Raw genomic sequence first — 25,322 nt, forward strand, 5'->3', positions numbered from 1 at the left:
GCCGGGCCGCGGGTTCCTTCCCACCCCGCCGCCGTTATACGTTTAACCCCGCCAGTTGGCTCACCCCTGAGGAGTTACGTCATGGCCGATGACATCCGCACCCACCTGCTCGGGGCCATCGGGCTCGCGGCCGGCGCGCGCGAGCACGGCAACCACCCCTTCGGCGCGCTGCTGACCGGCCCGGACGGCAGCGTCCTGCTCACGGCCGAGAACACCGTGCTGACGGACCACGACGTCACCGGCCACGCGGAGATCAATCTGGTGCGATTGGCCTCGCGCACCCTGGCCCCGGCCCAACTCGCCGGAGCCACCCTGTACACCAGCACCGAGCCGTGCGCGATGTGCGCCGGGGCGATCTACTGGAGCGGCATCCGGCGGGTCGTCTACGCCCTCGCCGCCACCGAACTGAACGACCTCGCGGGCGCGGACCCGGACGAGCCGCTGCTCGACCTGCCGTGCCGCCAGGTCTTCGCGGCCGGCGGCGGCACCGTCGAGGTGTCGGGCCCGCACCTGTACGACGAGGCAGCCGCCGTGCACGCGGGGTACTGGGAAATCACCGGCTGAAACCGTACGACGGCCTGTGGTCTGGGCGTTCACGGCGCGGACGGGCAGACGGTGCGGGCATCGCGACTATGCGAAGGTGCCCCGGCGCACCGCGGAGGCGACGGCGCCGACCGCCAGGACAGCCCGGTGCGGCACCTGGAACCGGGGGTGAATGGCCGCCGGCGCGTGCGCCAGGTGGCGGTCGCGGGCCATCGCGAGCGTCGTCCGGGAGACGCCGAGGATCAAGGCCACGAACTCGCTCGCGTACTGGACTGCGTGACAAGGCGGCTGGCCATCTACGCGGTCGAAGGAGCCGACACCGCCCGGTGCTCCTGAGGACACCTCAGGCACCGGCTCCTGGTCCGAAAGCGGGTCTTTCGCATGTCCGGGCACCGTCCAGGAAGCGGGCAGCTCTCGTGCCGGAGCAGACGGCAAAGCGCCCCGCACGTGGATCCGTGCAGGGCGCCCGCTCGTTCACTGAAGGTCAGGCGGGGCGGATGTGCTCCGCCTGCGGGCCCTTCTGACCCTGCACGACATCGAAGGTCACCTTCTGACCCTCCTGGAGTTCACGGAAGCCCTGGGCGTCGATGTTCGAGTAGTGGGCGAACACGTCGGCCCCGCCGCCATCCTGCTCGATGAAGCCGAAGCCCTTCTCGGCGTTGAACCACTTCACAGTTCCGGTAGCCATGCGTTTCTCCTTCAAGGGAAACTGATCGGTCCCACAAGTGCGGGCCCGGAGGTGATCGCCCTGGTCCGGAGAGGCGCTGAACAGCAAGAGCGCCCACGGCATGTCACCGCGGGCGAGAACTTCGGAACCACGACTGCTTGATAAGAACGTTACTCCGCAGGGATTCACACGGCCAGCGAAACCGAGAAGGACACGCAGCGGACGAAAACCTGCAAGGTGGGCTCCCTTCGCCGGCATTGTCCGGATCAGGTGTTGGAGGTCGCCTTCCGGTCCCACAGACCTTCCGGCCTCTCAGCCCGACCGTCGACAAACAGCCTCGCGCGGAGCCTCCGCCCATCACCCGAGGCCCATCCGGTCGAACTCCCTCGCTCGCCCTGCAGGCCACTACCCACCATACTCCCGTCACTCCCGTCCCTGCCCGACACCAGGGCCGACCTGATCAGGGCCCATCATCGGCGGCGGTGTGGGCCCATCGGACCACGCCAGGACGACTCCGCACGACCGAGGATGAAAGCACCCCGGCCGACTTCCCGAGCACGACGAGGAGGCGGAGAGCATGCGCACACACTCAGGCTGCGGCAATCCGGTACGCCGGACCTCCGATCGCGTCCAGTGGTGGCTCTCCCACATCCTGCTCGCCATCATGGTCGTCGGCCTCCCTGCCGCCGTCGTCAGCACCGGCCTGTTGACCTACCACGCCCAGCTGAACACCGCGCAGGCGCAACACGCGCCCCGACACCCCGTGACCGCACCCACGGACGACCTCGTCGAAGTCCTGGACCGCGCGACCGCCGAGCCGCCGATCCTCGTGCTGGACGACGGCCGGCTGGTCGGCCTGGTCACCGCCGAGGAGCTCACCAGGATCGCCCGCACCCGACTTCCCGCCGCCACGCACGGAGCGTGAACCTTCGCCTCATCCCGAACGATGGCAGGCCCTGCGGCCGCCCTCCCGGGACGCCGATAACCGACACCGAGACCCTCAACTCGCGGATCAAGGAGATCCTCGACGGCCTCACCCAGCGCTGGGGCGTCTTCGTCCTGGTGGTCGAGCTGAAGGACATCGAGCTACCTCAGAGCATGCAGCGCGCGATGGCCCGGCAGGCGGAGGCCGAACGCGAGAGGCGCGCCGAGATCATCGCCGCCGAGGGCGAGGCGCTGAGCGCCGGGCGCCTCGCCGAGGCCAGCGCTCGGACGACGGGGGCGCCGATGCCGTCGCGGACCGCGGGTCCGCTGATGCCCAGGGTTCGCGGCGGTACGGGCGTGCCACGGCGACCGGGCCGGAGGATCCTGAATAACAGCGGGCCGACCGGCAGCCATGCCTCCCTGGTACCCGCCGGGCCCGCCGGGCCCGCCGCACCGAGCAACCCGCTCACAGGCCGTACGAGGCGGAGGTCCCCATGAACACCAGTCCCGCACAAGGTTCTCCTGGGCCGATCGTGGTCGGCGCGGACGGCTCGGAACCCGCACGCCGAGCCGTGCTCTTCGCCCTGCGCGAGGCACAGCTGCGCGGCGTCGGCGTGCGGGCCGTCTGCGTCTACGGCGGTGGCCGCGCCGGTTCGTCGGGCATGGAGCGGACCACCTGGCCCCGCACGAGCGGCGCGCTGCCGCCGCACCTGCACGACATCGTCGCCCGCGAGGTCACGGACTCCGTCGAGGAACTGCGACAGCAGGTCGGCGAGCCATTCGTCGAGGTCGAGGTCCGATGCGAGCGCGGCCGTCCCGCCCAGGTCCTGCTGGACGCGAGTCAGGACGCGAGCATGCTCGTGGTCGGCACCCGCGGCGCCGGCGTCTGGGGCCGCCTCGCGCTCGGCTCCACCAGCACCGAGGTCGTCCACCACGCCCGCCTCCCCGTCGTCGTCGTACCACCCGCACCCAAGGACGCGCCTGCGTGATCGGCGCGCGACCCTGCGGACCGTCTGGAGGAGACCAGGCCATGCAGCACCGGACCGTCCAGGACGTGATGACTCAGAGGGTCGTCGTCGCCCACCGCGAGACCACGTTCAAGGAGATCGCCGGACTCTTCCACCGCAACGACATCACCGGCGTGCCAGTCGTCGACGACCGCAACCACCCGGTCGGCATCGTGTCCGAGGCCGACCTGATCCGCGAGGAAGCGGGCCTGCTGGAGGAGGGCCACCCGGTCACCCGCCGGCTCCACCCGCACGAGCGCTATCGCGCCGAGGCGGAGATCGCCGTGCCGGCGCCCGCTCAGGATGCGGATGTTCCATGACAGGCAGGAGGCTGGAATAGACGGCTCGTCCAGAGGACTGCGGGCTCGTCCGGGCGGACCGGCACATTCGGCGGTATTCAGTGCTGATCCGCCAGAACCGACCCGACGCCTTTCGAGTCCGTAGTCCACGCCACGAAGGAGGAAAGGGTCATGAGTAACGCACGGGACATCATGCACGCCGGAGTGACCTGCGTGCAGGAGAACGAAACGCTGGAGGCGGCGGCACGGCGGATGCGCGAGCTGGACGTCGGCGCCCTGCCGATCTGCGGCCCCGACAACCGGCTCCACGGAATCATCACCGACCGCGACATCGTGGTGAAGTGTCTCGCCGAGGGCAGGGACCCCAGGACCACGACGGCGGGCCAGCTCGCACAGGGCAAGCCGATCACGGTCGACGCCAATGCCGACGAGGCCGAGGTACTGCGCCTCATGGAGCAGCATCGGATCCGGCGTCTACCGGTCATCGAGGAGCACCGGCTGGTCGGCATGATCAGCGAAGCCGACATCGCGCGGCGCCTGACCAGGCAGGAGGTCGGCGACCTCGTCGAGGCGGTCTGCGCCCCAGCCTGACCCCGGGCCATCGCCAAGCGCCGCAAAGTCACGCAGGGCAACCTGTGTCGTCTTCCGCCGGTGCGGCCGCCACTCAATGAGCGGTGTGCATCGTGAAGTTGCAGGTCACGGGCCTGGTGTGCGTCGGTTTCAGCGTGCTCACGCTGGTCGGCGGCTGGTGTCCACGGTGAAGATCGTCTGACTGGGCGGTCGGTGGGGTTCTCGGACTCTGCTGCGCCTGCCGTGGGGGTCCGCCGACGATCCGTCGCCGTGCGGATACGCCGCCGGGTCGCGGGGAGGGTATGGGGATGTCGGAGCTGGAGCGGATCACGGTGCGCCGGAGCGAGCTGGACGCGCTCGCCGGGGAGTTGGGCAAGCAGCTTCAGGAGGTCCAGGCGGAGCGGGAGGAGTTGGTGATCGCCGAGCGGGTCCTGCAGCGATTGGCCGAGCAGGATCGGGCCGAGGCGGAGGCCGCCGTAGCGGAGGCGCCGGTGAAGGTGCAGGTGGCGGGGCATGCGGCGCTCCCGTGCCTGCTCGGCCCGGTCGATGATCCAGCGGCGGTCGTTCGGGTCGGAGCCGTAGAGCCGCGCCCAGGGCCGATCGCGCCCGGGTGGCCCGCCCCGGCGCCCGCTGCGACGCCGGGGCGGGGCGGGCACGGGGGGCGGGCCACATCGTCCTACTTGCGACGGCCGAAGATCCGCTTCGCGGCGTAGATGATGCCGACGATCAGCAGGACGAAGAACAGAATGATCAGGATGATCACGACGATCAGGAACTTGCCGAGCTTGGCGAAGAAGCCCGACTTCTTCTTCTGTTCCTTGGCCGCGAGGTGGGCCGGCTCGGCCTGATCGCTCCGGGTGCTGGCGGAGACGGCCGGGCCCGCCGCGAGGCCGGCCGGGCCGGAGGCGGTGGTGGCCAGGCCGGTGGCGGTGGTGGCCAGGCCGGTGGCGGCGGCCGCGACGGGCCGGGGTGCGGCCACCGCCGTCGCGCTCGACGCCGCGGCGCTGAGGCCGACGGCGGCCAGCAGTGCCACCAGGGCGCTGGCTATCGAACGTGCGATCCGGTGAGTCATCGTGCTCCTCGTACGGGTTCTGAGCAGCACAGAAGAGCCTGACCGACCGGATCCGTTGGTCTGACCAGGTGGTTTTCTCATCTGCGCCTAGTATGCTCCACTGAAGTTCTACAGCGGTGTAGAAGTTTACCGACGGGCCTGCCCGGATCGGCTCCGGCCCCGGTCACGCGCGCCCGCCGGTCCGACGGGGGTTTCGTGGCAACTGTGGAGGATGACGACGTGTCGGGTCGCAGGGGTTCCCCCAAAGCCGGAAATTCGCCACGCCGGGCGGACGGCCGACAGCCGGGCCAGGCCGACGGCCGAGCAGCGGGCCGGGCCGACGGCCGCCACACCGGCCAATCCGACGGCCACACCGGCCAGGCCGACGGCCGTCACACCGGCCGGGCGAAGCCCAAGCCCAAGCGCAGCACCAAGGAGAAGGTGCTCTGGGTGACGGCCGGCTGCACCGCCCTCCTCGTCCTCGGCGGCTGCGCCGTCTACTACCGCCTGAACAGCAACCTCACCACCTTCGACGGCGACGCCCTCAGCAAGGACCGCCCGGCCGCCGCGGCCCCGGACGCCCAGGGCCGCACCCCGGTCAACGTCCTGCTGATCGGCTCCGACAGCCGCGGCAACGGCAACAGCGACCTGGGCGGCGGCGGGGACGGCGGCGCCCGCTCGGACACCGCGATCCTGCTGCACGTCTACGCCGACCACAAGCACGCGATAGGCATATCCATCCCCCGCGACTCCCTGGTCACCATCCCGCCGTGCAAGCTCCCGAACGGCACGTGGACCAAGCAGCAGAACAACGTGATGTTCAACAGCGCCTTCTCGGTGGGCGACACCGACCAGGGCAACCCGGCCTGCACCCAGAACGCCGTCGAGAAGCTGACCAACCTGCGGGTCGACCACACCATCGTGGTGGACTTCAACGGCTTCGCCTCGATGACCAAGGCGGTCGGCGGCGTCGAGGTCTGCCTGCCGAACAACATCTACGAGGGCGATCTCAACCCGAACCTGGGCAAGAAGGGCAAACTGATCTTCCCCAAGGGCAAGCAGAAGGTGGAGGGCCAGTCCGCGCTCGACTTCGTCCGGGTCCGGCACGGCATCGGCGACGGCTCCGACATCGGCCGCACCAAGCGTCAGCAGGCCTTCCTCTCCTCGCTCATCAAGGAGGTCAAGTCCCGCGGCATGGACCCGACCACCCTGCTTCCGCTCGCCGACGCGGCGACCAAGTCGCTCACCGTCGACCCCGACCTCGGCTCGGCGGCCAAGCTGCTCTCCTTCGCCACCTCGCTCAAGGACGTCGACCTGCACGACGTCAAGTTCGTGACGGCGCCGTGGCGCTACGAGGGCCCGCGGGTCGCCCTGGTCCACCCCGACGTGGACCAGCTCTGGGCCGCGCTCAAGGCCGACCGCACCCTGGACGGCCAGGACGCGAGCGCCACCGCCCCGGCCGCCCCGGGCTCCGCCGCGCCGGGCACCCCCGCCGCCGAGGCCACCCCGTCTCCCACCGCCACCCCCACACCGGACGCCAAGGCGGGCGACGTCAAGCCCGCCGACGTGAAGGTCGCCGTGCTCAACGGCACCGGCGCGAACGGGCTCGGCGGCAAGGCCGCCGAGGCCGTCAAGGGCGCCGGCTACACCGTGACCACCGTCGGCAACGCGACCGGCAAACCGCGCGCCACCACGGTCGTCGAGTACGGGACGGGCGAGCGCGCCGCCGCCGACGCGGTCGCGAAGCTGTTCCCGGGCGCCACCGTGCAGCCCGGCGGCAAGGGCGTCAGCGTGGTGCTCGGCCATGACTTCGCCACCGCCAACCCGGCCGGTGCCGCCACCGGCGCGCCGACCGACGGGGCCCCGGCCGCTCCGGCCCCGGTGCCCAGCAGCGTCGCCGCCGCCGCCCGCTCGGCCGACGACGACCCGTGCGCCAACGTCTCGTACGGCTGATCCGGACCGGACCCCACGACGACGACGGGGCGCCTCCGGACCTGGTCCGGGGGCGCCCCGCCGTCGTGACGCTCGTGGGCTCAGCGCCTGGTGCCGCAGGACGGGCAGAACGCGGCGCCCTCCGGGATGTCCTGGTGGCACTGCCCGCACTGGGTCGGCTGGGCGAGCCGGAAGCCGCAACCCGGGCAGAACGGCGTGCCGTGGGTCTCCGCCGAGCACTGCGGGCAGACCAGTTGGCGCGGCGTCCGCACGTCGAACTCCGCGCCCGACTGCTGGCCCTGCTGGTAGGAGCGGTCGGACACCATGTCGTTGAGGCCGCGGCGCTGCGCCGCCATCGCCTCCGCCGCGGTGTCCGGGGCGCAGTTGTGGCACAGGCCCTGGCCCGGGTCGAAGCAGCGGCCGCAGACGTAGTGGGTGCAGCGCGCGCAGCGGTTGAAGTGCGTCTGGGCGTTGGTGATCGCCCGCTGGAAGGCGGCGTCGCGCGCGTTGCCCCAGGTGTGGCCGGCCAGGCCGTCGGCGGCGTTGCTGATGGTGTTGGCGTTGCCACCGATGAGGTTCCAGGCGGCGCTGACGCCCTTTCCGATCCAGCCCGCCACCTGACCGGTGGTGAACGCCTCGAACGACGAGCGCCAGGTGTCGGAGCAGCGGTAGCAGGAGAACTCGAACTGGAAGCCCGCGCCGGTGCCGTGCTGCTCGCACATGTCGCGGTAGTTGCTGCTGAAGTAGATCTCGGAACTCACGTCGTCCCCGGTCGGTGAAGTGGCATGTCGGCGGTCCCCGGCCCCCCAAGGTGCCGACACGGATGGGGCGGGTCACGGGGCGCTGCACAGAATCGCACATGCCGTCATATCTTGTGAATCTCTCGTGGACAACGCCGCGTGATCGCCGTCCCAGGGGACGTCCGGACCCACCGGCCCGGTTCCGATCAACTCGGTTCAGCCGAGCCGGTTCCGGCTGACGCCTCAGAGCCCCGCGACCGGTAGCAGCAGGATCCGCGCCGGGTCGAACCGCTCCCAGCCGGCCGGTCGCCCGCTGCGGCTCACCCGCAGCCGGCACCACCGCTGCCCGGCGGCGTCCTGCCACCAGCCGCTGATCCGCCCGGACGCCCAGGTGCCGTCACCGAGGTCCACCTCGACCGGCTGGTACACCCACTGGACGTCCGGGCCCGCCGGTTCCCCGACGCCCGCCGGACTGCGCCGACTCTCCACCACGGCTCCCGCCTCCCGACCCGGCCCCGGCGCGCGGCCTCCCCGGGTCGGGCGGCCACGCGACCAGGCGTGCAGCTCACCCCGGAAACTCTACAGGCGTGTAGAGCGCGGCGGGAGGAGTTCCACCGAAGCCCGGCCCGCCTCAGCGGCGCCCCCGGAGCGCACTCCAGCGGCCGCCCCGGGACGGCCCGGCCCCGCGGGCGCTCCGGCGCCGGCCCCACAGGGCGAACGGCACGACGGCCGCCAGCCCGACCGCGTCCGGCACCGACGGCGTCTCCACCGGGGCGGCCGCGCCCGCCGGCACCTTGTCGAAGGTGTCCGGGACGGGCAGGGTGGACCAGTCCGTGAGCGGCCAGGCCACCACGAAGGCCCGGCCCACCACGTTCCCGACCGGCACGAAGCCGTCGCCGGTCTCGTTGTGGTGCGGGCGGGAGTCCCGCGAGTTGTTGCGGTGGTCCCCCATCACCCAGAGCTTGTCCTTGGGGACGGTGACGATGCCGACCGGATCGTTGTCGCAGGGCGTCGAACCGGGGAACAGGTACGGCTCGTCCAGCGCTACGCCGTTCACCTTCACCGGGCCGCCCGCCTTGCACTCGACGGTGTCCCCGCCGACCGCGATCACCCGCTTGATCAGGTCCTTCTCGTCCGCCGAGGGCATCAGGCCGACGGTGCTCAGCGCCTTCTGGACCGAGCTCATCACCGAGTTGTCCGAGTGCGTCGGCGCGCCCTCCAGCCAGCCGCCCGGATCGCGGAAGACCACCACCTCCCCGCGCTCGGGCTTCGCGCCGAACCAGGGCGTCAGCTTGTCGACCAGCACCCGGTCGCCGATCTCCAGGGTCTGCTGCATCGAACCGGAGGGGATCGAGAAGGCCTGGACGAAGAAGGTCTTGATGCCGAGCGACAGCAGCAGGGCGATCACCAGCAGGATCGGGAGTTCCTGCCAGAACGGACGCTTCTTCCGCCCGGCTTTCGCCCCCGGTTCCGCACCGCCCGAGCCGTCGGCTCCCCCGCCCGGACCGGTCCCACCGTCGCCACCACCGCCGGCCCGGCCACCATCGCCGCCGGCCACCTCGAAGGACCCTGCCCCGCCCGGGACTTCGGGCGCGCCGGCCGTGCCGCGCTCCCCGCTTCCACCGCTCTCGCCGGACTCCGTGCTCTGCTGGACACTCATCTTCTCGGCCCCTCCCGACGGCCTGGCGGGAGTCCGGATCGGAAACCCCCGCTGTCAGGGAACGAACCTACCGAACAGAGGTTCCCGGGCGCGCCCTGACGTGGATCCGCTCACCCTGCGGACCGAACAGGCTGAGGAACTCCACCGGTTGCGATCCGGCGTTGCCGAAGGCGTGCGGGGTGCGGGTGTCGAACTCGGCGGCCTCACCGGTCGTCAGCACCAGATCGTGCGAGCCGAGCACCAGCCGCAGCCGGCCGTTCAGGACGTACAGCCACTCGTAGCCCTCGTGCACCTTCAGGTCCAGCTCGGGCTCGGTGCCCCGCCCGGGCGGCATGATGTGCTTGTAGGCGTGCAGGCCACCGAGGTGCCGGGTGAGCGGGAGGATGGTCTGACCGTTCCTGGTCACCGGGCGGGCGTGGATCCGGGGGTCGCCGGTGGCCGGCGCCCCGACCAACTCGTCCAGCGGCACCCGGTACTCCCGGGCCAGTGGCAGCAGCAGCTCCAGGGTCGGCTTGCGCTGCCCGGACTCCAGCCGGGACAGGGTACTGAGCGAGATCCCGGTGGCGGCGGCCAGCTTGGCGAGGGTGGTGCCACGCTCCCGCCGCAGGGCGCGCAGCCGGGGGCCCACCGTGGTGAGGACGTTCTCGAAGTCTTCGTCGGCCATGCCTGCCATGTGCCAGGACGGCAAGGGCGTTTGTCAAACCGGCACACCGGCAGGCCCGCGTACCCACCCGCCGTCCCGGCGATCACGGACAAGCCCGCCCGCCAGGCCGGCGTCACCGCCCCGCCCGCAGGCCCTTCCGGCACCCCTGCCCACGCGCGGCGGGGCTTGGTGGCGGTGTTCCTCGCCACCGGGCCCCGCCGCGCGGCGGTGCTACCGGTACTCGCGCAGGCGCGGCCGCACGCCCAGCGCGGTGAGGGCGAGCGCCGCCGCCAGCGCCCCCGCCGCCAGGGCCTCCGTGGTGGCGTCGAGGTCGCCGTCGGTCGCGGCGAGCGCCGAGTCCATCGCCGTGGCGTTGACCGCGATGGTGTCCCCGATGGCCGTGCTCAGCTGGTCGAAGTCGTAGTTCGACTGCCCCTGGGACAGGCCGGTGTTGAGCGTCACCGCCTCCTTGAGCCGACCGGCGTCGCGCAGCTCGCGGATCTTCCGGTCGTCCTGCTGGTACTGCTGGAAGGCGGTCAGCACCCGATCGGCGGCGTCCTGCTCGCCGGGGAAGGTGATGTTGCGCAGCTCGGTGCCGAGGTAGCCGCCGAAGGGGACGGCCGCGTGGTCGGCGCGGTGCCTTGCCGCAGCGGCCGCCAGCTGGGCGTTGTAGCCGGCGAGGGTGGCGCCGTCGAGGTGGGCGATCGCCTGGGTCTTGTCGAGGAAGCTCTGCTCGTAGGCGACCGCGCGGGACGGGTCCGTGAGGTAGCGGCTCTCGTCGGCGTTCATGTCGAAGGCGACGGCGCGGGCGCGGCTGAGCGCGATCACCGAGTCGTAGGCGTTGCTCTTGGCGGTCACCAGGTGGTCGTCGGCGCGGCTCACCAGGTGCAGGCCGATCGCCAGGGCGACGCCGGTGAGCAGGGTGACACCGGCCAGCGCCGGGTTGACGACCCGGCGGTAGCGCACCGCCAGCGCGCGCTGGAGCCCGAGCAGGGCGGCGAGCGCGACCAGACCGACCGCGAGCAGCCACCACCAGCCGCTGCCGAGGGCGTCGCGGTGCTCGGTGTAGACCTGCTCGACGGTGGCCTCGTTGGCGGCCGTGACCTGGTCGGCGGCCGGCAGCAGCTGCTGGCGCAGCAGATCGGTGGCCTGGCGGTAGGCGTCCAGGGCGGCGGGCGAGGGCTGGCCGGCCGGGGCCTTGGCCTGCTCCTCCAGCAGCTGGGCGCGGGCGACCAGGGCCTCGTAGCTGCCGAGCCGGCCGAGCACCTGCTGCACGGCGCGCTGGCCGGCCGGGTCGGCGGCTGCGGCCTGGGCGGCCTGCTGGAGGTCGTTGTCGGCCTGGGCCCGGCGCTGCTCATAGGTGTCGAGGGTCTGCTTGCGCAGCGTCGTGTAGTCGGGGTCGGCGCCGACCAGCAGCAGGTTGGCGGCCTGGGCGTCCATGTCGCTGAGCGCGAAGTAGAGGTCGGCGGCGCGGGTGGCCTGTGGGGCGGCCTGGTGGCCGATGGTGTCGGTGCCGTCGCGGGCCCCGCCGAGCACGGTGGTGGCGGTCGCGCCGAGGCCGAGCAGGGTGGCCAGGCTGAGCGCGGTGAGGCCGCGGACCAGGCGCGGAGTGGTCCAGTAGGCGCGGCTGCCGACCGCCCGGGCGCCCTGCCCGAGCCGGGCCAGGGCGCCCGGGGGGATGCGGTGGGGGGCGCGCGGCGGCCCGGCCGGGGCCGGGCGCGCTGCTGGGCCCGGCTCTTCCGCCGGGGCTGATTCCGCCGGGGCCGTCTCCCCCGTGGTGGCCGCTCTGCCCGCTGCCGAGGTGGTCATGACCGCACGTCCCTTTCCCCCGTTGCACGGTCTGCTGGGTTTCCTGCCGAAACCGGAGCAGAACCGTTTCTCTCCGCCGGGTGACGCTAGTGCCGTGCCACCTGCGGTGAGCCGCTCCCTGACGGCTCCTTGACACCGCCGGGCACCCTTCTTGACGCTTCCTTAGCGTCCGGCCGGGCACTTCCCCGGCATCCGGCCCCGGCCCCGGCCGCTCCGGCCACCGCCTCCCCCCTGCATCGGGGGGAGGCGGTCGAGGCCTCAGCCCTGACCGAACCGGCGGCCGTGGTTCGCCTTCTTCTTCCGCCGGGCCCTCTTCTTGCGGGCGCGCTTGGACATCGTCTGCTCCCCTGTCGTCGACGTGTGGTCGGAATGCGGTCGGAATGCGGTCGGGGGCCGGAGTTCAGGCGGCCTGGCCGACCAGCTGGTCGGCGAGCTTGGCCAGGCGCTTCAGCGAGCGCTCCTCCTGGGCCGCCGGCGCCACGGGCGCGACCGAACCACCGTCGTAGTAGGCGCCGTTGGTGACCGCGACCTCCGGCAGACAGAGCCGGACGACGGCCGCCGCCCCCTCCGCCGCCGGCGCGCCGACCCGCCCGTACAGCGGCAGCAGCGCCGTGTCGCACAGGCCCGGGTTGAGGCTGACGGCGGTGAGGCCGGAGCCGGCCGGAGCCATGTCGGCGGTCGCCATCGTGAGCGCGAGCTGCGACTGCGCGTACGCGGCGACCCGCGAGTACTTCTTCACCCGGTGCGGGTCCGACCAGTTCATCGACGCCGTCCGGTGCAGCGAGGACGAGACGTTGACGATCCGGGCGTCGCCGGCCGCCGAGAGCGGTGCGCGCAGCAGCTTGGCCAGCAGGTGCGCGGCCAGGAAGTTGACCTGCAGCGAGACCTCGTTGCCGTCGTCGGTCAGCGTGCAGCGCTCGGGCGCCACCGCGGCGGCGTTGTTGACCAGCAGGTCCAGCGCCGGGTAGTGCTTGACGACCGTGCCGGCCAGCACCGCGACCTCCGAGAGGTGGGTGAAGTCGGCGGCGAGCTCGACGAGTTGGTCCCGTCGAGCGCCGGCGTCGACCAGCCGGGCGACGGCCGCCTCGGCCTCGGCGGTGGTCCGGGCGTGCACCAGCACGGTGGCACCCAGCCCGGCGAGCAGCCGGGCGGTCTCCCAGCCGATGCCCGAGGAGGCGCCGGTGACGAGGGCAGTACGGGCGGACAGGACGGATTCGGACATGACCGTTCCCAGGGTGCGGGGCACCGCCGGCCCTGCTCGGGCCGGGGTGCGGGCTCAAAAGACCTGACGAGATGCGGAGTTCGCGCGCCCGCCCCACCCCGCGCCGACCGGCGGCGGGGTGGGGCGCGGCACGTGCCGTGCCCTCCGGCGGGGAGGCGCGGTTCAGCGCACGGCGATGGCGGCCACGGCGACGCGGACCGGCGGCCGCGGATGCGGCGGGCGGTCGTGATGGCGTACCGGGCGGTTCATGCTCCTCATCCAACCCGCGGGCCCTGGCCGGGGCAAGCGCCACGCCGACGCCCTGACGAATCCCTGACGCCCGGCGAACAACCGTACGGGCGGCGGCGGTTGCGGCGGCGGCCGCCGGCGCGCAGGTGCCGCGCCGCCGACCGTGGCGCCGGCCCCAGCCCCGCCACCGGCAGCGCTACCGGCGCCGCGTCAGAGCCAGTTACGGCGCTTGAAGATCAGGTACAGCCCGGTGCAGACCAACGCCATCAGCCCGATCGCGAACGGGTAGCCGAACGCCCACTTGAGCTCCGGCATGATCTCGAAGTTCATCCCGTAGACGGTGCCGATCAGCGTCGGCGCGAAGAGGATCGCCGCCCAGGAGGAGATCTTCTTGATCTCGTCGTTCTGCACGTGCCCGGCCTCGGCGAGTTGCTTCATCTCCTCGTTCTGCCGCTGCGAGACCAGCGTGGCGTTCACGGTCAGGATGTTCTGCAGCATCTGCCGGAAGCCGTCCACCCGCTCGGCGGCGTAGGTGGCGTGGTCGGCGACGTCGCGCAGGTAGCGCTGCAGCTCGTCGTCGGTGCCGTACTTGCCGAAGCCCGCCTCCAGGCTCTTCATGATCTCCAGCAGCGGCCGGGTGGCCCGCTGGAGCTCGATCACCTCGCGGGACAGCTCGTAGATGCGCCGGGACACCTGCGGGTCGCCGCCGAACACCTCGGTCTCGATCTCGTCGATGTCGTGCTGGAGCCCGGCGATCACCGGGGCGTAGCCGTCGACCACGGCGTCCAGCACCGCGTACAGCACCGCCTCCGGGCCGAGCGCGAGCAGCTCCGGGTCCGCCTCCAGGCGGCGGCGCACCGCGGACAGGTCCGGCGCCTGGGAGTGGCGGACGGTCAGCACGAAGTCAGGGCCCACGAAGAGGTGGATCTCGCCGAAGTCGACCTCCTCCGCCTCGTCCAGGTAGCGCGCGCCGCGCAGCACCACGAACAGCGTGTCGCCGTAGCGCTCCAGCTTCGGCCGCTGGTGGGCGACGATGGCGTCCTCGACGGCCAGCTCATGCAGGTTGAACCGGTCCGCGGCCTCCAGCAGCTGTGCCTCGGCGGGGCGGTACAGGCCGATCCAGGCCATCGCGCCGGGCCGGTCGGGCAGTTCGCGGTAGATGTCGGCGAGGCTGGCCGGTGTGTCGATCCGGCGCCCGTCCCGGTAGACCGCCGCGTCCACGACGGAACGTTCCAGCGCGACCGGTTCGGCGAGCTGGTCGGGCCGCGGATCCATCGAGTGCTCGGGCGCCGGCTGCGTGTCGGCGGGACCGGGGCCTGCGGCGGGGCGGGAGAACGGACGCTTGCTCGCGCGCACGGCGCGCACTCGCCAGTCGGACATGGCGGGGTACCTCCACGGTGGGTGCCCGGCCGCCGCTCGGAAACAGCGGGCCGGAGGCGCCCGGCCGGCCTCCACGCGTACGGCGCGACCGGCGGCACCTCGCCGAGGACGAGGTCAGCGCCGCGCGGGAGCCGTACGGGAGGAGGAACGCCGGGTGCCGCGAGTGGTGCGGGACAACCGGGGGCGGGGCCGACTTCGACCCGGACTACTGCACTCCACGGCTCTCACCTCCTCGTCTCCGCGCGCTCGCGCACCGGAAGAGGCGCCTGCACAACCCCGCCGAGTCTAGTACCCGCTCCCGCGTGACTCCCACCACGCGCCTCGGGGTCCCGCGCGGAGACGTTCGGGCGCGGTCGTGCGCCCGGCGCGCTCGGGCGTCAACGACCTCCCACGGCGGCCGCTTCGGTCCTGTCGATGCGATTACCGGACGGCGACCGTCCAACTACGCTACGTGTCATGACTTCTTCGGAGACGACCCCCGGGCGGGGCACGGCGGTGGTGATCGGCGGCGGGCTGGCCGGCGCGATGGCGGCCTGGGCGCTGCGCGGCTTCGCCGAGCGCATCGTGGTGGTGGAGCGGGACCGCTACCCGGCGGAGCCCGCGTTCCGGGCGGGGGTGCCGCAGGGCCGGCACGCCCACCTGGTACTGGAGGCCGGGCACCGGGCGCTGGAGGAGATGATGCCCGGCATCAAACAGGAGCTCCTGGACGCCGGCGCGACCCTGGTCGCCGCTTCGGGTGATCTGAAGTGGCTCAGTTCGGCGGGGTGGATGGCACTGTACCCGGCGCAGCTCGCCTTCCTCTCCTGCACCCGGCCGGTGCTGGACAAGGCGGTGCTGGACCGGGTCCGCACCGAGCCGTCGATCGAGTTCCTGGAGGGCACGGACGTGGTCGGCCTGCTCGGGTCGGCACCCGCGGTGACCGGGGTGAAGGTCCGCGAGCGCGGTACCGAACACGGTGAAGTCAGGGAGATACCGGCCGAATTGGTGGTGGACGCGGCCGGCCGCTCGACGGCGGTGCCGGACTGGCTGGCGGAGCTGGGACACCCGCCGGTGACCGAGGAGCGGGTGGACGCAGGCGTCGCGTACTCCTCCCGGCTGTTCCACCGCCCGGCCGGCGTCGACCTCGGCTGCAAGGCGATCTACCTGCAGACCAAGGCCCCCGACGCGCCCCGGATGGGCGTGCTGCTGCCGGTCGAGGGGGACCGCTGGATCGTCAGCGTCGCCGGCATGCGCGGCGCCGAACCCGAGCCCGGCGAGGCCGGGTTCGCCAAGCACGTGGCCCTGCTGCGCGACCCGGGCATCCGCGAGGCGCTGCAGGAGGCCGAGCCGGCCGGCGAGGTGCGCGGCTTCGTCCCCGGCCCCGGCGTGCGGCGGCACTACGAACGCGGCGCCCCGGAGGGCCTGGTGGTGGTCGGCGACGCCGCGAGCACCTTCAACCCGGTGTACGGGCAGGGCGTCACCGTCGCCCTGCTCTGCGCCCGGTCGCTGCGGCGCACCGTACTGCGCCACGGCGGCATCGGCCACGCCACGGCCCGGGACGCCCGGCGCGAGATCACGGCGGTCTCCAAGAACGCGTGGGTGATGTCCTGCACCGAGGACGTCCGCTTCGCCGCCACCACCGGCGGCCCCTCCGGCGCCCTGCTCAAGTTCCAGCACCGCTTCCTCGACAAGGTGCTGGCCGGCGCCGCCCACGACCCGGCGGTCACCGCCGCCTTCCACGAGGTGATGTCCCTGGTCGCCCCGCCGACGCTGCTCTTCCGGCCGGCCCTCCTCGGCGCCATCCTGCGGAGCTGACCCCCACCCGGGCGCGGCGCCGGAGCAACGGGTGCCCACCTGCCCCGATGCGCGGCCGGGTCCGGCACCGGGTCCGGCGCGCGCCTACCAGCCCAGGTGTGCGGCCACGTACGGCACGGCGACCTGCTCCAGGGCGCCGTGGCCGAACGCCGGGTGGACGTTCACCTCGAAGACCACGCCGCCGCTCTCGGCGGCGAGGTCGACGCCGGCCAGGGGCAGCTTGAGGGAGGCGGCGGCACGGATCGCCAAGTCCGCCAGGCCGTCCGGCAGTTCGGCGTCCGCCAACAGGGTGGAGACGGCGCCCCGGCTCTCGTTGCAGGGGGCGTCCGGGTCCGCCTGCACATGCTCGACGACCCGGACCACGCGACCGTCGAGCACCACCACCCGGTACTGGTGACGGCGGCCGTCCGGAGTGAAGTTGCGGGCGTCCCGGGCGATCAGCCAGTCCGCCCCCTCCTGCTCGTAGTGCCGCGTAGCGGCGGCGAGTTGGGCGTGGTCGGTGACGTGGAAGACGTCGTCGCCGCCCATCCCGACACAGGGCCGGGCCCAGACGTCGCCGCCGAGCCGGTCGAAGGCCTCGGCGGCGGCCCGCGGACTCGGCCGGGAGAGTGCGACGGTCGGCATGTGCGCGACGCGGTCGCGGGTGAAGCAGGCCACCGTGATGTCCTTCTCGGTGGCCGCCCGCCAGGACTGCGGGTCGGTGCCCAGCGAACGGGCGCCGCACGCACGCAGCAGCCGCTGGCAGGACGCGAAGTCGCGGCGCCGGTGCGGCGGGATCTCGTAGACCACGACGGTGTCGGCGGCCACGCTGCGTCCCGCCGCCTCCAGGCGCAGCCCGCCCGCGCCGTCCGCGCCGATCCGGCCGCCCCCGCCGGTCATGAAGTGCCGGGCATCGAGCAGCACGGGCGCCCGGCCGGTGACCGTCCGGACGGCGGTGACGAGGGTGTCCCGGCTGCCTTCGGTCGAACTGTGATCAGTCAGGAGAACGAGCTCACGTCGACCCATGCGGGCCATGGAAGCGGGGTGCCCCCGGCCCCGGCAAGACGGCGCCGCGCGCCAACTCCGGGTCCGCTGGCCGAAACCGCGCGGGTGGGCAGAGCCGGGCGGGTGGGCGGAGCCGGGCAGGGGGTGCGTCGCGCGGGTGGGCGGAGCCGCGCGGGTGTACGGGGCCGCGCAGGTGCACGAGGCCGCACAGGGGTGCGGCGGGCGCCGGTAATTCGGATGCGGACGCTCCGCCCGCCCCGCTAGCCTGGACCGCATGTCTACGCCCCGAATTTCCTAGCCAACGGACCCGCCTCCACGCCACCCGTGTGTCCGTTCGCTGTTTCGGAGCGTTATCCCATGATCACCACCCGTGGTGTCGACCTGCGCGTCGGCGCCCGCCTCCTGCTGTCCGACGTCACCCTGCACATCGCCCCCGGCGACCGAATCGGCCTGGTCGGCCGCAACGGCGCCGGCAAGACCACCCTGCTGGCCACCCTCGCCGGGCAGCTTCCGCCCGCCGCCGGCACGGTCACCCGCACCGGCCCCGCCGGCTACCTCCCGCAGGACTCCCGCGCCGCCGACCCGTCCGCCACCGTCACCGACCGCATTCTGTCCGCCCGCGGCCTGGACACCGCCGTCCGCGCGCTGCGCGCCGCCGGGGAGGCGATGGCACAAGCCTGCGACCCGGGCGCCGAACGCCGGGCGATGGACGCCTACACCCGGGCCGAGGCCGAGTTCCAGTCCCGGGGCGGCTACGGGGCCGAGGCCGAGGCCGCCCGGGTCGCGGCCGGGCTCGGACTTCCCGCCCGGGTCATGGACGCCCCGGTCGGCACCCTCTCCGGCGGCCAGCGCCGCCGGGTCGAGCTGGCCCGGATCCTGTTCGCCGACCACGGCACCCTGCTGCTCGACGAGCCCACCAACCACCTGGACGCCGACTCCGTCACCTGGCTGCGCGGCTTCCTCGCGGCCCACCAGGGCGGGCTGGTCCTGATCAGCCACGACCTCGGCCTGCTCGCCGACACCGTCAACCGGGTCTTCCACCTGGACCCGCAGCGCGCCGCGATCGACGTCCACAACACCGGCTGGCGGGCCTACCTCGCCCAACGCGCGGCCGACGAGCGCCGCCGGACCCGGGAGCGCGCCAACGCCGAACGCAAGGCCGCCGCGCTGCACGCCCAGGCCGACCGGATGCGGGCCAACGTGGCCACCGCCACCACCGCCCGCAGCATGGCCCGCCGCGCCGACCGGCTGCTCTCCGAGCTCGAACCCGTCCGGCAGGCCGAGCGGACGGCCCGGATCCGGCTGCCCGAACCCGCGCCCTGCGGCCGGATGCCGCTCGGCGCGATCAGCCTCGCCAAGGCCTACGCCGACCGCCCGGTGCTCACCGGCCTCGACCTGGCCGTCGACCGGGGCAGCCGACTGGTCGTCCTCGGTCTGAACGGCGCCGGCAAGACCACCCTGCTGCGCATCCTCGCCGGCCACGAGAGCCCCGACTCCGGCCGGGTCGTCCCCGGTCCGGGCCTGCGGCTCGGCTACTTCGCGCAGGAGCACGACACCCTCGACCCGGCGCGCAGCGTCCGCGACAACCTCGCCCAGGCCGCCCCCGGCCTCACCGACGGCGAACTGCGGCACGTCCTCGGCGCGTTCCTGTTCCGCGGCGACGACGTCGACAAGCCGGCCGGGGTGCTCTCGGGCGGCGAGAAGACCCGGCTGGCGCTGGCCGGTCTGGTCCACTCCGGCGCCAACGTGCTGCTGCTCGACGAGCCCACCAACAACCTCGACCCGGCCTCCCGTGCCGAGGTCCTGGCGGCGGTCGGCACCTACCCGGGCGCGATCGTGATGGTCACCCACGATCCGGGCGCCATCGAGGCCCTGCGCCCCGACCGCGTCCTGCTCCTCCCGGACGGCGACGAGGACCTCTGGCACGACTCCTACCTGGAGCTGGTCACCCTGGCGTGAGCGGGGCCGCCTGACACCGCCGCGCCCCGAAGGAGTAGCCCCGGGACGGGCGAAGCGCGGGAAGTCGGCCCGGTCGACTTCCCGCGCTTCGGTGTCGGCCTGTCGACCTGTCAGCCCGCGGGCGTGCCGACCTGGTCGCGTTCGAGCGCGGCCCGCAGGGTCGCGAGGGCCCGGCCGAGGGCGGTCAGCGCGGGCTCGTCGAGGGCGCCCCCGAGCAGTTCGGCGAGGCCGTCCGTGAAGGTCCGTTCCGCCTCCGCGACGAGCCGGGCGCCGTCATCGGTGAGGGCCAGCAGGGAGGAGCGACGGTCGGCCGGGTTCGGCCGGCGGGCGGCCCACCCCTGCTTCTCCAGACGGTCGATGCCCTTGCTGGTCGCGCCGACGCCGATGGCGAACTCGGCGGCGAGGTCGGCCACCCGGCAGCCGGGGTGGTCGCGCAGGTAACTCAGGAACTCGTACTGCGAGGTGACGATCCCGTGCCGCTCGCGGAGCCGCTCGCCGAGGGCGTGGTAGAGGCGCGTCTCGCACCGGACCAGGTCGGCGAAGAGCTCGGAGAAGTCAGCTGCGGCGTGGGCTCCGCTCAATGTATATTCCACAGCATATAGTGTACGGGAAGCTACTTGTGGCGGGAGTGTGCCCATGAGCAGGGAGCAGCGCATCCGGGTCGACGGGATCCTGCGGCAGCCGGGCCCCGACGGACCCCGGTCGGTCGAGGAGATCCGGGCCGGGTTCCGGGAGTTGATGGCCCGGATGATCGTGCCGCACGACCGCATCCGCACCGCGCCGACGACGCTCGGCGGCCGGCCCGCCCTGCGCGTGGAGCCGGCGGCAGGACCGGGCGGCGGCACCGACGACGGCACCGGGACGATCCTGTACTTCCACGGCGGAGGCTGGGTCTTCGGCTCGCCCGAGACCGCGCTCTCGCTGACCGGGCACCTCGTGGCCAGGACCGGTCTGCCGGCCTACTCGCTGGACTACCGGCTCGCCCCCGAACACCCCTTCCCCGCCGCCATCGAGGACACCCTGGCCGCCTACCGCGCCCTCCTCGACCGCGGCGCGGCCCCCTCCGCCATTGCCTTCGCGGGGGACTCCGCCGGCGGCGGACTCACCGTCACCACCTGCCTCGCCGCCCGGGACGCGGGCCTGCCGCTGCCCGCCGCCGTCCTGGCCTTCTCCCCGGGCACCGACGCGACCCGCACCGGCGAGAGCATGGAGACCAAGGAGGGCATCGACCCGATCTTCACCCGCGCCGCCCTCGAACACACCGGCGCCCTGTACCTCGCCGGAGCCGACCCGCGCCACCCGCTGCTCAGCCCGGCCGTCCACGCCGACCTGACCGGCCTGCCGCCGATGCTGATCCAGGTCGGCGCCAACGAGGTGCTGCTGGACGACTCCACCCGGCTGGCCGCACGGGCGAGCGCGGCGGGCGTGGACGTCATCCTCGACGTCACCGCCGACGTGCCGCACGTGTTCCAGTCCTTCGCCGGCGTCCTCGACGAGGCCGACGAGGCCCTGGACCGCGCCGCCCTCTTCCTGCGTCAGCGCGTCCGTGCCACGGGCGCCGTACCGACGCCGGCCGGGTAGGCGCGCCCCCGTACCGCGAACGGCGTCGGGCCGCCCGGCGTGCTGCCGGGCGGCCCCGCCTTCGGTGTGCCGGCGTCAGTTCACGGTGTCGAGCGGGATGTCGATGGAGGACTCGGCGCCCTTCGGGACGCGGCCGGCGGCGCGGAGTTCCTGCAGGTCGGGGATGTGGGTGTAGAGGGTGCCGGGGCTGACGCCGAGGAGCTTGGCGATCGAGGTGATCGATGATGAACGGTGGGGTGGCCGTGGCTGGATGCCACGGCCACCCCACCCTGGGGTCCGTCGGGTCAGCCCTGGTGGCGCCGGCGTCGGCTGAGGGCGACAGTGAAGGCGCCGAGGATCAGCGGGGCGCCGCTGATCCTCGCTGTGGTGAGCACGGTGGTGCCGGTGCTGGCGAGGACGCCCGACGTCTGCCGAGGTGTTGAAGCCACCGGAACCGCCCCAGCAGCCGGGACCTGCGGGCCCATCGGCCCCTGGGCCGACGGGCCGGGGGGCTGGAGTGCCGGGCGTCCGGCCGCCGTCGGTGGGCGTCAGCGTGGGCGACGGGATGCTTCCGGTCGTGACGGTGTGGTCGGTCTCGCAGCCCTTCTCGATGGCGCAGGCGCCGCGCTTGTCGTCCGACGTGGTGACGGCGGCCTCCAACCCAGGGAAGACCGCTCCGCCGCGCTGTTCACCCTCGCCACCGAGCTCCCCGCCACGATCCTCGCCCGAATGCGCGGCATCCACATCCAAGTCCGCCGTCCAGTGGCAGAAAGCATCCGCCGGAGACTGGGCCGCCTACGCTGCCGACGTCGCACGCCGCTCCGATCGACAACAGCCGGGGACTACGCCGTCATGACACAGCTCCTCGCGTCATCAACGTGCGGAACGGACGACACCCTCATGCGATGAGGGCGGGGAGGTAGGCAACAACGCGAGCTACCAAGGCAAGCCCCCACCTCCCCGAACGAACTCAGCTCGGCTTGGCCTGGGCCTCCTTGGCGGACGCCTCCAGCCTGTTCCAGTACTCCTGGTACCAGGCCTCGTCGCCGCCATCCATGTTGCTGTTGGTCTCCCGCATGCCGGCCTTGCCGTCGATCAGCTCGCGGACGATGTCGGCGTGGCCGGCGTGACGGTTCGTCTCGGCCGTCATGTGCAGCATGATCCGCTGAAGCGTCACGTCGCCGTCGTCGCCCCACCACGCGACGTGGCCCATCGCATCGAGCGGCAGCGCCTCGATCGTCGCGTCCGCGTGGGCCCAGGCGCGGTAGTAGAGGCTGAGGATATCCTCGCGCGACTCGTCAGCGGGTGCCCACATGTCCGAGTTGGGCTCGGAGTCCTCCTCGTGCCAGGGGAGGGATTCGTTGTGCGGGCGGCCGAAAGTCGGGCCGAAGTACCCGAGTTCGACGCTGGCGAGGTGCTTGACGAGGCCGAGGAGGTTGGTGCCGGTCGGCGTCAGGGGGCGGCGGCTGTCGTACTCGGACAATCCGTCCAGCTTCCAGATGATGGCTTCGCGGGCCGCCTTGAGGTAGCGATGCAGGTCGTCTTTAGGATCATTGGGCTTCATGGGGCCGAGTCTCGCATCACCTACCGACAGCGGTCGCGTGGGTTTCTCGGTTGCTCAGAAGGCATCAGCGGGCGACTGGGCCGTCTACGCCGCGAACCGGTCGTCCCGGGAGCCCTGATGCGGCAGGCATGCGGACAGTTCCGATATTCGAACACCGCCACCTCGTCTGTTTCAGTTGATCTGAACGGCTCTGCACCAGCCCCGGCTGCACCGGCCGCTCAGGCCGCCCGGAACCGGCGATGATGCCCGCGCTCACGACGGCCGACCGCGGCCCCGTCGCCGGGAGCCTGTGCAGCGGGTACGGAGGTCTCGACCTCGGGGTCATGGCCGCACTCGGCGGCCGGGTCGCCTGGCACGCCGAGGTCGACCCGGGCGCCTCGAAGATCCTGGCCCGGCGCTGGCCGCACGCACCGAATCCGGGCGACATCACCACGGTCAACCGGGCCGGCGTCGAGCGGGTGTGCGTCCTCACGGCAGGTTTCCCCTGTCAAAGACCTCTCGGTTGCCGGCCACCGCGCCAGCCTCAACTCCGAAACCCGATCCGGCCTTTGGCTGCACGTGGCACGTGCGGTCGAAGCCCTCCGCCCGCACCTCCTGGTGGTCGAGAATGTACGAGGACTCCTCACCTCCCCCGCCGTCGCCACCTCCCCTGGCGACGTGGAACGCTGCCCGTGGTGTCTGGGAGACGACCCAACCCAGCCTGATCTGCGGGCACTTGGCGCGGCAATCGGCCCCCTGGCCCAGCTCCGGTACGACGCGAGGTGGCTCGTGCTTCGCCCCTCCGGCGTCGGGGCACCCCACCACCAGGCCCGGGTCTTCCTCACTTATCTGGACACTTTCAAGATCTTCCGATCGAGGTTCATCCCATCGAGTACCACTCGATCGTGGCGTCGGACCGCGCAGGGAGCCCCTACGCATCGTCCCTACTCAGTCCGGCGACTTCAGCGCCCTGGTGAGTTCCTCCGAATGCCGCGCCAGGTGCTCTGCGTCGGCTTGGTAAAGGAAGTGGTGGCCTGCGGCCAGATGCCCGGCGAACGCCTCACTTCCTGCGGCGGCTTGTGCCTTCATGTGTGCAACCAGGTGTTCCAGCCGCGTGATCGCGATTTCGACGAGGGCACCGCGGTCTTTGTCGGCCAACTTGTAGGCATCGGAGAACAGGCGCAGTCGCCGGGCCTGCTCGTCCATCGGCACCGCACCCTCGTCGGGTGCGACGGTCAGCGGGACGAACCGGTAAGCGGCATAGGCGACATCCCAGATTCTCGGGCCGGGATGTGCGGTGTCGAAGTCGATCAGAGCCACCGGCAGCCCCTTGCGGAACACCGTGTTGTAAGGGGCGACGTCGCCGTGGCAGATGACCTCGACTGGGCCGCGGGATGGGAAGTACCAGATCGTATCGGCAGGCGGACAGAAGCCTGCGGTCGTGTCGTGGAAGGCGCGGAGAAGTCGGCCTACGGCGCGAAGCCGCGTATCGCCGTCGTCCCCAAAGATCGAATCGGCACCGACCTGTCCGGGGATGAAGTCCAGTACCTCCCGGCCGCGATCATCCACGCCGTGTGCCTTCGGCGCTCCGGTGAACCCGGCTGCGGCCAGATGGCTCAGGAGAGCGTGGACAGCCGGGGTCCAAGGGCCAGTTGGCCGGCGCACCGTCTCCCCGATGCGCACGACGTTGTTCACCCCTCCACCTGTGAGAATCTCTTCATCCATGTCGAGGAAGCTACCGCACTGTCCCATCGACCAGTCCGTCCTTCATTGATCAAGGGGTTCCCCGAGGTCGTCCAGGAGGCTGGTCAGCCGGTCGGCGGTGCGCTGGTGCCGCTCGACCTCGTGTTCCCAGCCACGGTCCCTGGCGTCGGCGATCAGTTGCTGTTCGACACAGAGGCGTTCGCGCAGGCGGGGAGCGTATTGCGGGGTGGTGCCGAACTTCGCGCAGGTCAGGTAGAGCTCACACTCGCAGGGTCCCTCTTGTGGCAGGCGCAGGCAGCGGCCGAGTTCGAGTTCGGTCTTGTAGAACTTGCCCGCTGCGAGCCGTAGCCGGGGTGTGCCGTCGGGGTAGGAGTCGAGGCAGTCGAGATGGAGCTTGCGGATCTCGGTGCGGCGGGCACCGCTCCACCGGGCGACCAGCAGCGCGCACCGCTGGAGTGGGCAGTCGAGGGCTCGGACGCGGTCCATGAGCGGATCGAGCTGGTCGGCTGGGATGAATCGGGGGACACGTTCGATGACGCGGGGCCTGTCGGCATGCGTGATCAGTGGGCGGGCGGGGACGTCGTCCCATTCGGCGACTGCAGCGTAGCGAAAGAGCACGGCGACGGTGGAGATGATGCCGGCGCGGTAGGCCCGGCTCAGCGGCTGGTCCGGGTGCTTGATCTTGTGCAGTCGGTGGACCGACTCCATGAAGTCGACCAGGTCGGCCCGGTGGAGTTGGTCGAGACTTTCGATGTGCGGGCGTTCGGTGTCCAACCAGAGCCCGAAGCGGCGCAGCCCGCCTCGGGTGCTGGACATGCTCTCCGGCCGCAGGACCAGGGCGCGTTCGACAAGGAACCGTTCGAAGATGGCATCGATGCGGGGTTTGCCGCTGAGCCGCGGCAGCGGAACCCTCTCCTCCCGGTCGGGCGGTCGGGCGGTGATGCCAGCGTGGAACAGCGCGAGGCCGGTGCGGTAGGCATTGGTACTCCACGACGCCTTCAGCGTGGGGCAGCGGTCCTCGCCGACGACGTCGAGCAGGCCGGGAATGCGCTCGCAGTGGCGGATGGCATGCCGCATCCCCTCGATGTCGTCGCAGGCGAGTG

The 25,322-nt window shown here is 72.4% G+C and carries 27 protein-coding genes, 1 pseudogene and 1 riboswitch; of the genes and pseudogenes, 12 read left to right on the forward strand and 16 right to left on the reverse strand.

Annotated features, from left to right (window positions below; genetic code table 11):
* Nucleotides 1–81: 81 nt before the first annotated feature.
* A complete protein-coding gene (locus tag P3T27_RS16980) occupies nucleotides 82–564 on the forward strand; it encodes a nucleoside deaminase (RefSeq protein ID WP_280679189.1) in 483 nt (160 codons plus the stop codon).
* Between the two features lie 87 nt (nucleotides 565–651).
* Here P3T27_RS16980 and P3T27_RS16985 read toward each other — a convergent pair.
* Nucleotides 652–795 (reverse strand): annotated as a pseudogene (locus P3T27_RS16985) (amino acid permease); the annotation flags it as partial.
* A 232-nt stretch (nucleotides 796–1,027) separates the two neighbouring features.
* A complete protein-coding gene (locus P3T27_RS16990) occupies nucleotides 1,028–1,231 on the reverse strand; it encodes a cold-shock protein (RefSeq protein WP_280679190.1) in 204 nt (67 codons plus the stop codon).
* 205 nt (nucleotides 1,232–1,436) lie between these two features.
* Nucleotides 1,437–1,559: riboswitch (TPP riboswitch) on the reverse strand.
* A 228-nt stretch (nucleotides 1,560–1,787) separates the two neighbouring features.
* On the opposite strand from P3T27_RS16990, the gene P3T27_RS16995 reads away from it, so the two are divergent.
* The 6 genes from P3T27_RS16995 (at nucleotide 1,788) to P3T27_RS17020 (ending at nucleotide 4,723) form a co-directional block, all read left to right on the forward strand.
* Complete coding sequence (locus P3T27_RS16995; RefSeq protein ID WP_280679191.1) at nucleotides 1,788–2,135, forward strand: hypothetical protein; 348 nt, start codon at nucleotides 1,788–1,790, stop codon at nucleotides 2,133–2,135.
* Nucleotides 2,132–2,632: an SPFH domain-containing protein gene (locus P3T27_RS17000; RefSeq protein ID WP_280679192.1), complete on the forward strand. Its 501-nt coding sequence runs from the start codon at nucleotides 2,132–2,134 to the stop codon at nucleotides 2,630–2,632. Before P3T27_RS16995 ends, P3T27_RS17000 begins: the two co-directional genes overlap by 4 nt.
* Nucleotides 2,629–3,123, forward strand: a complete 495-nt coding sequence (locus tag P3T27_RS17005) for a universal stress protein (protein ID WP_280679193.1) — start codon at nucleotides 2,629–2,631, stop codon at nucleotides 3,121–3,123. The genes P3T27_RS17000 and P3T27_RS17005 overlap by 4 nt, the downstream gene beginning before the upstream one ends.
* A 41-nt stretch (nucleotides 3,124–3,164) precedes the next feature.
* Nucleotides 3,165–3,461 (forward strand): CBS domain-containing protein, encoded by a 297-nt coding sequence (locus tag P3T27_RS17010; RefSeq protein WP_280679194.1) that lies wholly within the window; start codon nucleotides 3,165–3,167, stop codon nucleotides 3,459–3,461.
* A gap of 150 nt (nucleotides 3,462–3,611) precedes the next feature.
* Entirely contained in the window at nucleotides 3,612–4,031 is a 420-nt protein-coding gene (locus tag P3T27_RS17015) for a CBS domain-containing protein (RefSeq protein WP_280679195.1), read from the forward strand.
* Between the two features lie 287 nt (nucleotides 4,032–4,318).
* Nucleotides 4,319–4,723, forward strand: a complete 405-nt coding sequence (locus P3T27_RS17020) for a hypothetical protein (protein WP_280679196.1) — start codon at nucleotides 4,319–4,321, stop codon at nucleotides 4,721–4,723.
* Here P3T27_RS17020 and P3T27_RS17025 read toward each other — a convergent pair.
* Nucleotides 4,687–5,082: a hypothetical protein gene (locus P3T27_RS17025; RefSeq protein WP_280679197.1), complete on the reverse strand. Its 396-nt coding sequence runs from the start codon at nucleotides 5,080–5,082 to the stop codon at nucleotides 4,687–4,689. The two genes, P3T27_RS17020 and P3T27_RS17025, sit on opposite strands and share 37 nt — an antisense overlap.
* A 219-nt stretch (nucleotides 5,083–5,301) precedes the next feature.
* On the opposite strand from P3T27_RS17025, the gene P3T27_RS17030 reads away from it, so the two are divergent.
* Nucleotides 5,302–7,014 (forward strand): LCP family protein, encoded by a 1,713-nt coding sequence (locus tag P3T27_RS17030; protein ID WP_280679198.1) that lies wholly within the window; start codon nucleotides 5,302–5,304, stop codon nucleotides 7,012–7,014.
* An 80-nt stretch (nucleotides 7,015–7,094) separates the two neighbouring features.
* Here the strand turns inward: P3T27_RS17030 and P3T27_RS17035 are convergent, their stop codons facing one another.
* From P3T27_RS17035 to P3T27_RS17065, 7 genes are all read right to left on the reverse strand, one after another.
* Nucleotides 7,095–7,754, reverse strand: a complete 660-nt coding sequence (locus P3T27_RS17035; RefSeq protein WP_280679199.1) for a zinc ribbon domain-containing protein — start codon at nucleotides 7,752–7,754, stop codon at nucleotides 7,095–7,097.
* Between the two features lie 222 nt (nucleotides 7,755–7,976).
* Complete coding sequence (locus tag P3T27_RS17040) at nucleotides 7,977–8,225, reverse strand: hypothetical protein (protein ID WP_280679200.1); 249 nt, start codon at nucleotides 8,223–8,225, stop codon at nucleotides 7,977–7,979.
* A gap of 139 nt (nucleotides 8,226–8,364) precedes the next feature.
* On the reverse strand, nucleotides 8,365–9,393 hold the full coding sequence (lepB, locus tag P3T27_RS17045) for a signal peptidase I (protein ID WP_280679201.1): 1,029 nt from the start codon (nucleotides 9,391–9,393) through the stop codon (nucleotides 8,365–8,367).
* A 67-nt stretch (nucleotides 9,394–9,460) separates the two neighbouring features.
* Complete coding sequence (locus P3T27_RS17050; RefSeq protein ID WP_280679202.1) at nucleotides 9,461–10,057, reverse strand: helix-turn-helix transcriptional regulator; 597 nt, start codon at nucleotides 10,055–10,057, stop codon at nucleotides 9,461–9,463.
* 210 nt (nucleotides 10,058–10,267) lie between these two features.
* On the reverse strand, nucleotides 10,268–11,845 hold the full coding sequence (locus P3T27_RS17055; protein ID WP_280679203.1) for a hypothetical protein: 1,578 nt from the start codon (nucleotides 11,843–11,845) through the stop codon (nucleotides 10,268–10,270).
* 400 nt (nucleotides 11,846–12,245) lie between these two features.
* On the reverse strand, nucleotides 12,246–13,067 hold the full coding sequence (locus tag P3T27_RS17060) for an SDR family NAD(P)-dependent oxidoreductase (RefSeq protein WP_280679204.1): 822 nt from the start codon (nucleotides 13,065–13,067) through the stop codon (nucleotides 12,246–12,248).
* A gap of 438 nt (nucleotides 13,068–13,505) precedes the next feature.
* Complete coding sequence (locus P3T27_RS17065; RefSeq protein WP_280679205.1) at nucleotides 13,506–14,675, reverse strand: magnesium and cobalt transport protein CorA; 1,170 nt, start codon at nucleotides 14,673–14,675, stop codon at nucleotides 13,506–13,508.
* 456 nt (nucleotides 14,676–15,131) lie between these two features.
* On the opposite strand from P3T27_RS17065, the gene P3T27_RS17070 reads away from it, so the two are divergent.
* Nucleotides 15,132–16,469 carry an FAD-dependent monooxygenase gene (locus P3T27_RS17070; RefSeq protein ID WP_280679206.1) on the forward strand — a complete coding sequence of 446 codons (1,338 nt, stop codon included), beginning with the start codon at nucleotides 15,132–15,134 and terminating at the stop codon, nucleotides 16,467–16,469.
* A gap of 84 nt (nucleotides 16,470–16,553) precedes the next feature.
* Here the strand turns inward: P3T27_RS17070 and P3T27_RS17075 are convergent, their stop codons facing one another.
* The gene (locus P3T27_RS17075) at nucleotides 16,554–17,474 is read right to left on the reverse strand and encodes an alpha-L-glutamate ligase (protein ID WP_280679207.1); all 921 of its coding nucleotides are present in this window, start codon (nucleotides 17,472–17,474) and stop codon (nucleotides 16,554–16,556) included.
* A 336-nt stretch (nucleotides 17,475–17,810) separates the two neighbouring features.
* On the opposite strand from P3T27_RS17075, the gene P3T27_RS17080 reads away from it, so the two are divergent.
* Nucleotides 17,811–19,412, forward strand: a complete 1,602-nt coding sequence (locus tag P3T27_RS17080; RefSeq protein WP_280679208.1) for an ABC-F family ATP-binding cassette domain-containing protein — start codon at nucleotides 17,811–17,813, stop codon at nucleotides 19,410–19,412.
* Nucleotides 19,413–19,522: 110 nt separating this feature from the next.
* On the opposite strand, the gene P3T27_RS17085 is transcribed toward P3T27_RS17080, so the two are convergent.
* Nucleotides 19,523–20,005, reverse strand: a complete 483-nt coding sequence (locus tag P3T27_RS17085) for a MarR family transcriptional regulator (protein WP_280679209.1) — start codon at nucleotides 20,003–20,005, stop codon at nucleotides 19,523–19,525.
* Nucleotides 20,006–20,048: 43 nt separating this feature from the next.
* Between P3T27_RS17085 and P3T27_RS17090 the strand changes: the two genes are divergently transcribed.
* Nucleotides 20,049–20,993 (forward strand): alpha/beta hydrolase, encoded by a 945-nt coding sequence (locus tag P3T27_RS17090; protein ID WP_280679210.1) that lies wholly within the window; start codon nucleotides 20,049–20,051, stop codon nucleotides 20,991–20,993.
* Nucleotides 20,994–21,277: 284 nt separating this feature from the next.
* On the opposite strand, the gene P3T27_RS17095 is transcribed toward P3T27_RS17090, so the two are convergent.
* Complete coding sequence (locus P3T27_RS17095) at nucleotides 21,278–21,421, reverse strand: LPXTG cell wall anchor domain-containing protein (protein ID WP_280679211.1); 144 nt, start codon at nucleotides 21,419–21,421, stop codon at nucleotides 21,278–21,280.
* 521 nt (nucleotides 21,422–21,942) lie between these two features.
* Complete coding sequence (locus P3T27_RS17100) at nucleotides 21,943–22,536, reverse strand: DinB family protein (protein ID WP_280679212.1); 594 nt, start codon at nucleotides 22,534–22,536, stop codon at nucleotides 21,943–21,945.
* A gap of 323 nt (nucleotides 22,537–22,859) precedes the next feature.
* On the opposite strand from P3T27_RS17100, the gene P3T27_RS17105 reads away from it, so the two are divergent.
* Nucleotides 22,860–23,240 carry a DNA cytosine methyltransferase gene (locus P3T27_RS17105; protein ID WP_280679313.1) on the forward strand — a complete coding sequence of 127 codons (381 nt, stop codon included), beginning with the start codon at nucleotides 22,860–22,862 and terminating at the stop codon, nucleotides 23,238–23,240.
* 223 nt (nucleotides 23,241–23,463) lie between these two features.
* Here P3T27_RS17105 and P3T27_RS17110 read toward each other — a convergent pair whose 3' ends face one another.
* The gene (locus tag P3T27_RS17110; RefSeq protein ID WP_280679214.1) at nucleotides 23,464–24,240 is read right to left on the reverse strand and encodes an aminoglycoside phosphotransferase family protein; all 777 of its coding nucleotides are present in this window, start codon (nucleotides 24,238–24,240) and stop codon (nucleotides 23,464–23,466) included.
* A gap of 42 nt (nucleotides 24,241–24,282) precedes the next feature.
* Nucleotides 24,283–25,296, reverse strand: a complete 1,014-nt coding sequence (locus P3T27_RS17115; RefSeq protein ID WP_280679216.1) for a hypothetical protein — start codon at nucleotides 25,294–25,296, stop codon at nucleotides 24,283–24,285.
* Between the last annotated feature and the right edge of the window lie 26 nt (nucleotides 25,297–25,322).

Origin of the sequence: Kitasatospora sp. MAA19 (genome assembly GCF_029894125.1) — a bacterium.
GTDB lineage: Bacteria > Actinomycetota > Actinomycetes > Streptomycetales > Streptomycetaceae > Kitasatospora.

Bases quoted from the DNA above. Each gene is read 5' to 3' on its own strand.
- P3T27_RS16990 (WP_280679190.1), bottom strand. From the start codon at position 1,231: ATGGCTACCGGAACTGTGAAGTGGTTCAACGCCGAGAAGGGCTTCGGC.
- P3T27_RS17060 (WP_280679204.1), bottom strand. From the start codon at position 13,067: ATGTCCGAATCCGTCCTGTCCGCCCGTACTGCCCTCGTCACCGGCGCC.
- P3T27_RS17105 (WP_280679313.1), top strand. From the start codon at position 22,860: ATGGCCGCACTCGGCGGCCGGGTCGCCTGGCACGCCGAGGTCGACCCG.
- P3T27_RS17025 (WP_280679197.1), bottom strand. From the start codon at position 5,082: ATGACTCACCGGATCGCACGTTCGATAGCCAGCGCCCTGGTGGCACTG.
- P3T27_RS17015 (WP_280679195.1), top strand. From the start codon at position 3,612: ATGAGTAACGCACGGGACATCATGCACGCCGGAGTGACCTGCGTGCAG.
- P3T27_RS17070 (WP_280679206.1), top strand. From the start codon at position 15,132: ATGACTTCTTCGGAGACGACCCCCGGGCGGGGCACGGCGGTGGTGATC.
- P3T27_RS17115 (WP_280679216.1), bottom strand. From the start codon at position 25,296: ATGCGGCATGCCATCCGCCACTGCGAGCGCATTCCCGGCCTGCTCGAC.
- P3T27_RS17100 (WP_280679212.1), bottom strand. From the start codon at position 22,536: ATGAAGCCCAATGATCCTAAAGACGACCTGCATCGCTACCTCAAGGCG.
- P3T27_RS17090 (WP_280679210.1), top strand. From the start codon at position 20,049: ATGAGCAGGGAGCAGCGCATCCGGGTCGACGGGATCCTGCGGCAGCCG.
- P3T27_RS17050 (WP_280679202.1), bottom strand. From the start codon at position 10,057: ATGGCCGACGAAGACTTCGAGAACGTCCTCACCACGGTGGGCCCCCGG.
- P3T27_RS17110 (WP_280679214.1), bottom strand. From the start codon at position 24,240: ATGGATGAAGAGATTCTCACAGGTGGAGGGGTGAACAACGTCGTGCGC.
- P3T27_RS17065 (WP_280679205.1), bottom strand. From the start codon at position 14,675: ATGTCCGACTGGCGAGTGCGCGCCGTGCGCGCGAGCAAGCGTCCGTTC.
- P3T27_RS16995 (WP_280679191.1), top strand. From the start codon at position 1,788: ATGCGCACACACTCAGGCTGCGGCAATCCGGTACGCCGGACCTCCGAT.
- P3T27_RS17020 (WP_280679196.1), top strand. From the start codon at position 4,319: ATGTCGGAGCTGGAGCGGATCACGGTGCGCCGGAGCGAGCTGGACGCG.
- lepB (WP_280679201.1), bottom strand. From the start codon at position 9,393: ATGAGTGTCCAGCAGAGCACGGAGTCCGGCGAGAGCGGTGGAAGCGGG.
- P3T27_RS17010 (WP_280679194.1), top strand. From the start codon at position 3,165: ATGCAGCACCGGACCGTCCAGGACGTGATGACTCAGAGGGTCGTCGTC.
- P3T27_RS17080 (WP_280679208.1), top strand. From the start codon at position 17,811: ATGATCACCACCCGTGGTGTCGACCTGCGCGTCGGCGCCCGCCTCCTG.
- P3T27_RS17075 (WP_280679207.1), bottom strand. From the start codon at position 17,474: ATGGGTCGACGTGAGCTCGTTCTCCTGACTGATCACAGTTCGACCGAA.
- P3T27_RS16980 (WP_280679189.1), top strand. From the start codon at position 82: ATGGCCGATGACATCCGCACCCACCTGCTCGGGGCCATCGGGCTCGCG.
- P3T27_RS17055 (WP_280679203.1), bottom strand. From the start codon at position 11,845: ATGACCACCTCGGCAGCGGGCAGAGCGGCCACCACGGGGGAGACGGCC.
- P3T27_RS17005 (WP_280679193.1), top strand. From the start codon at position 2,629: ATGAACACCAGTCCCGCACAAGGTTCTCCTGGGCCGATCGTGGTCGGC.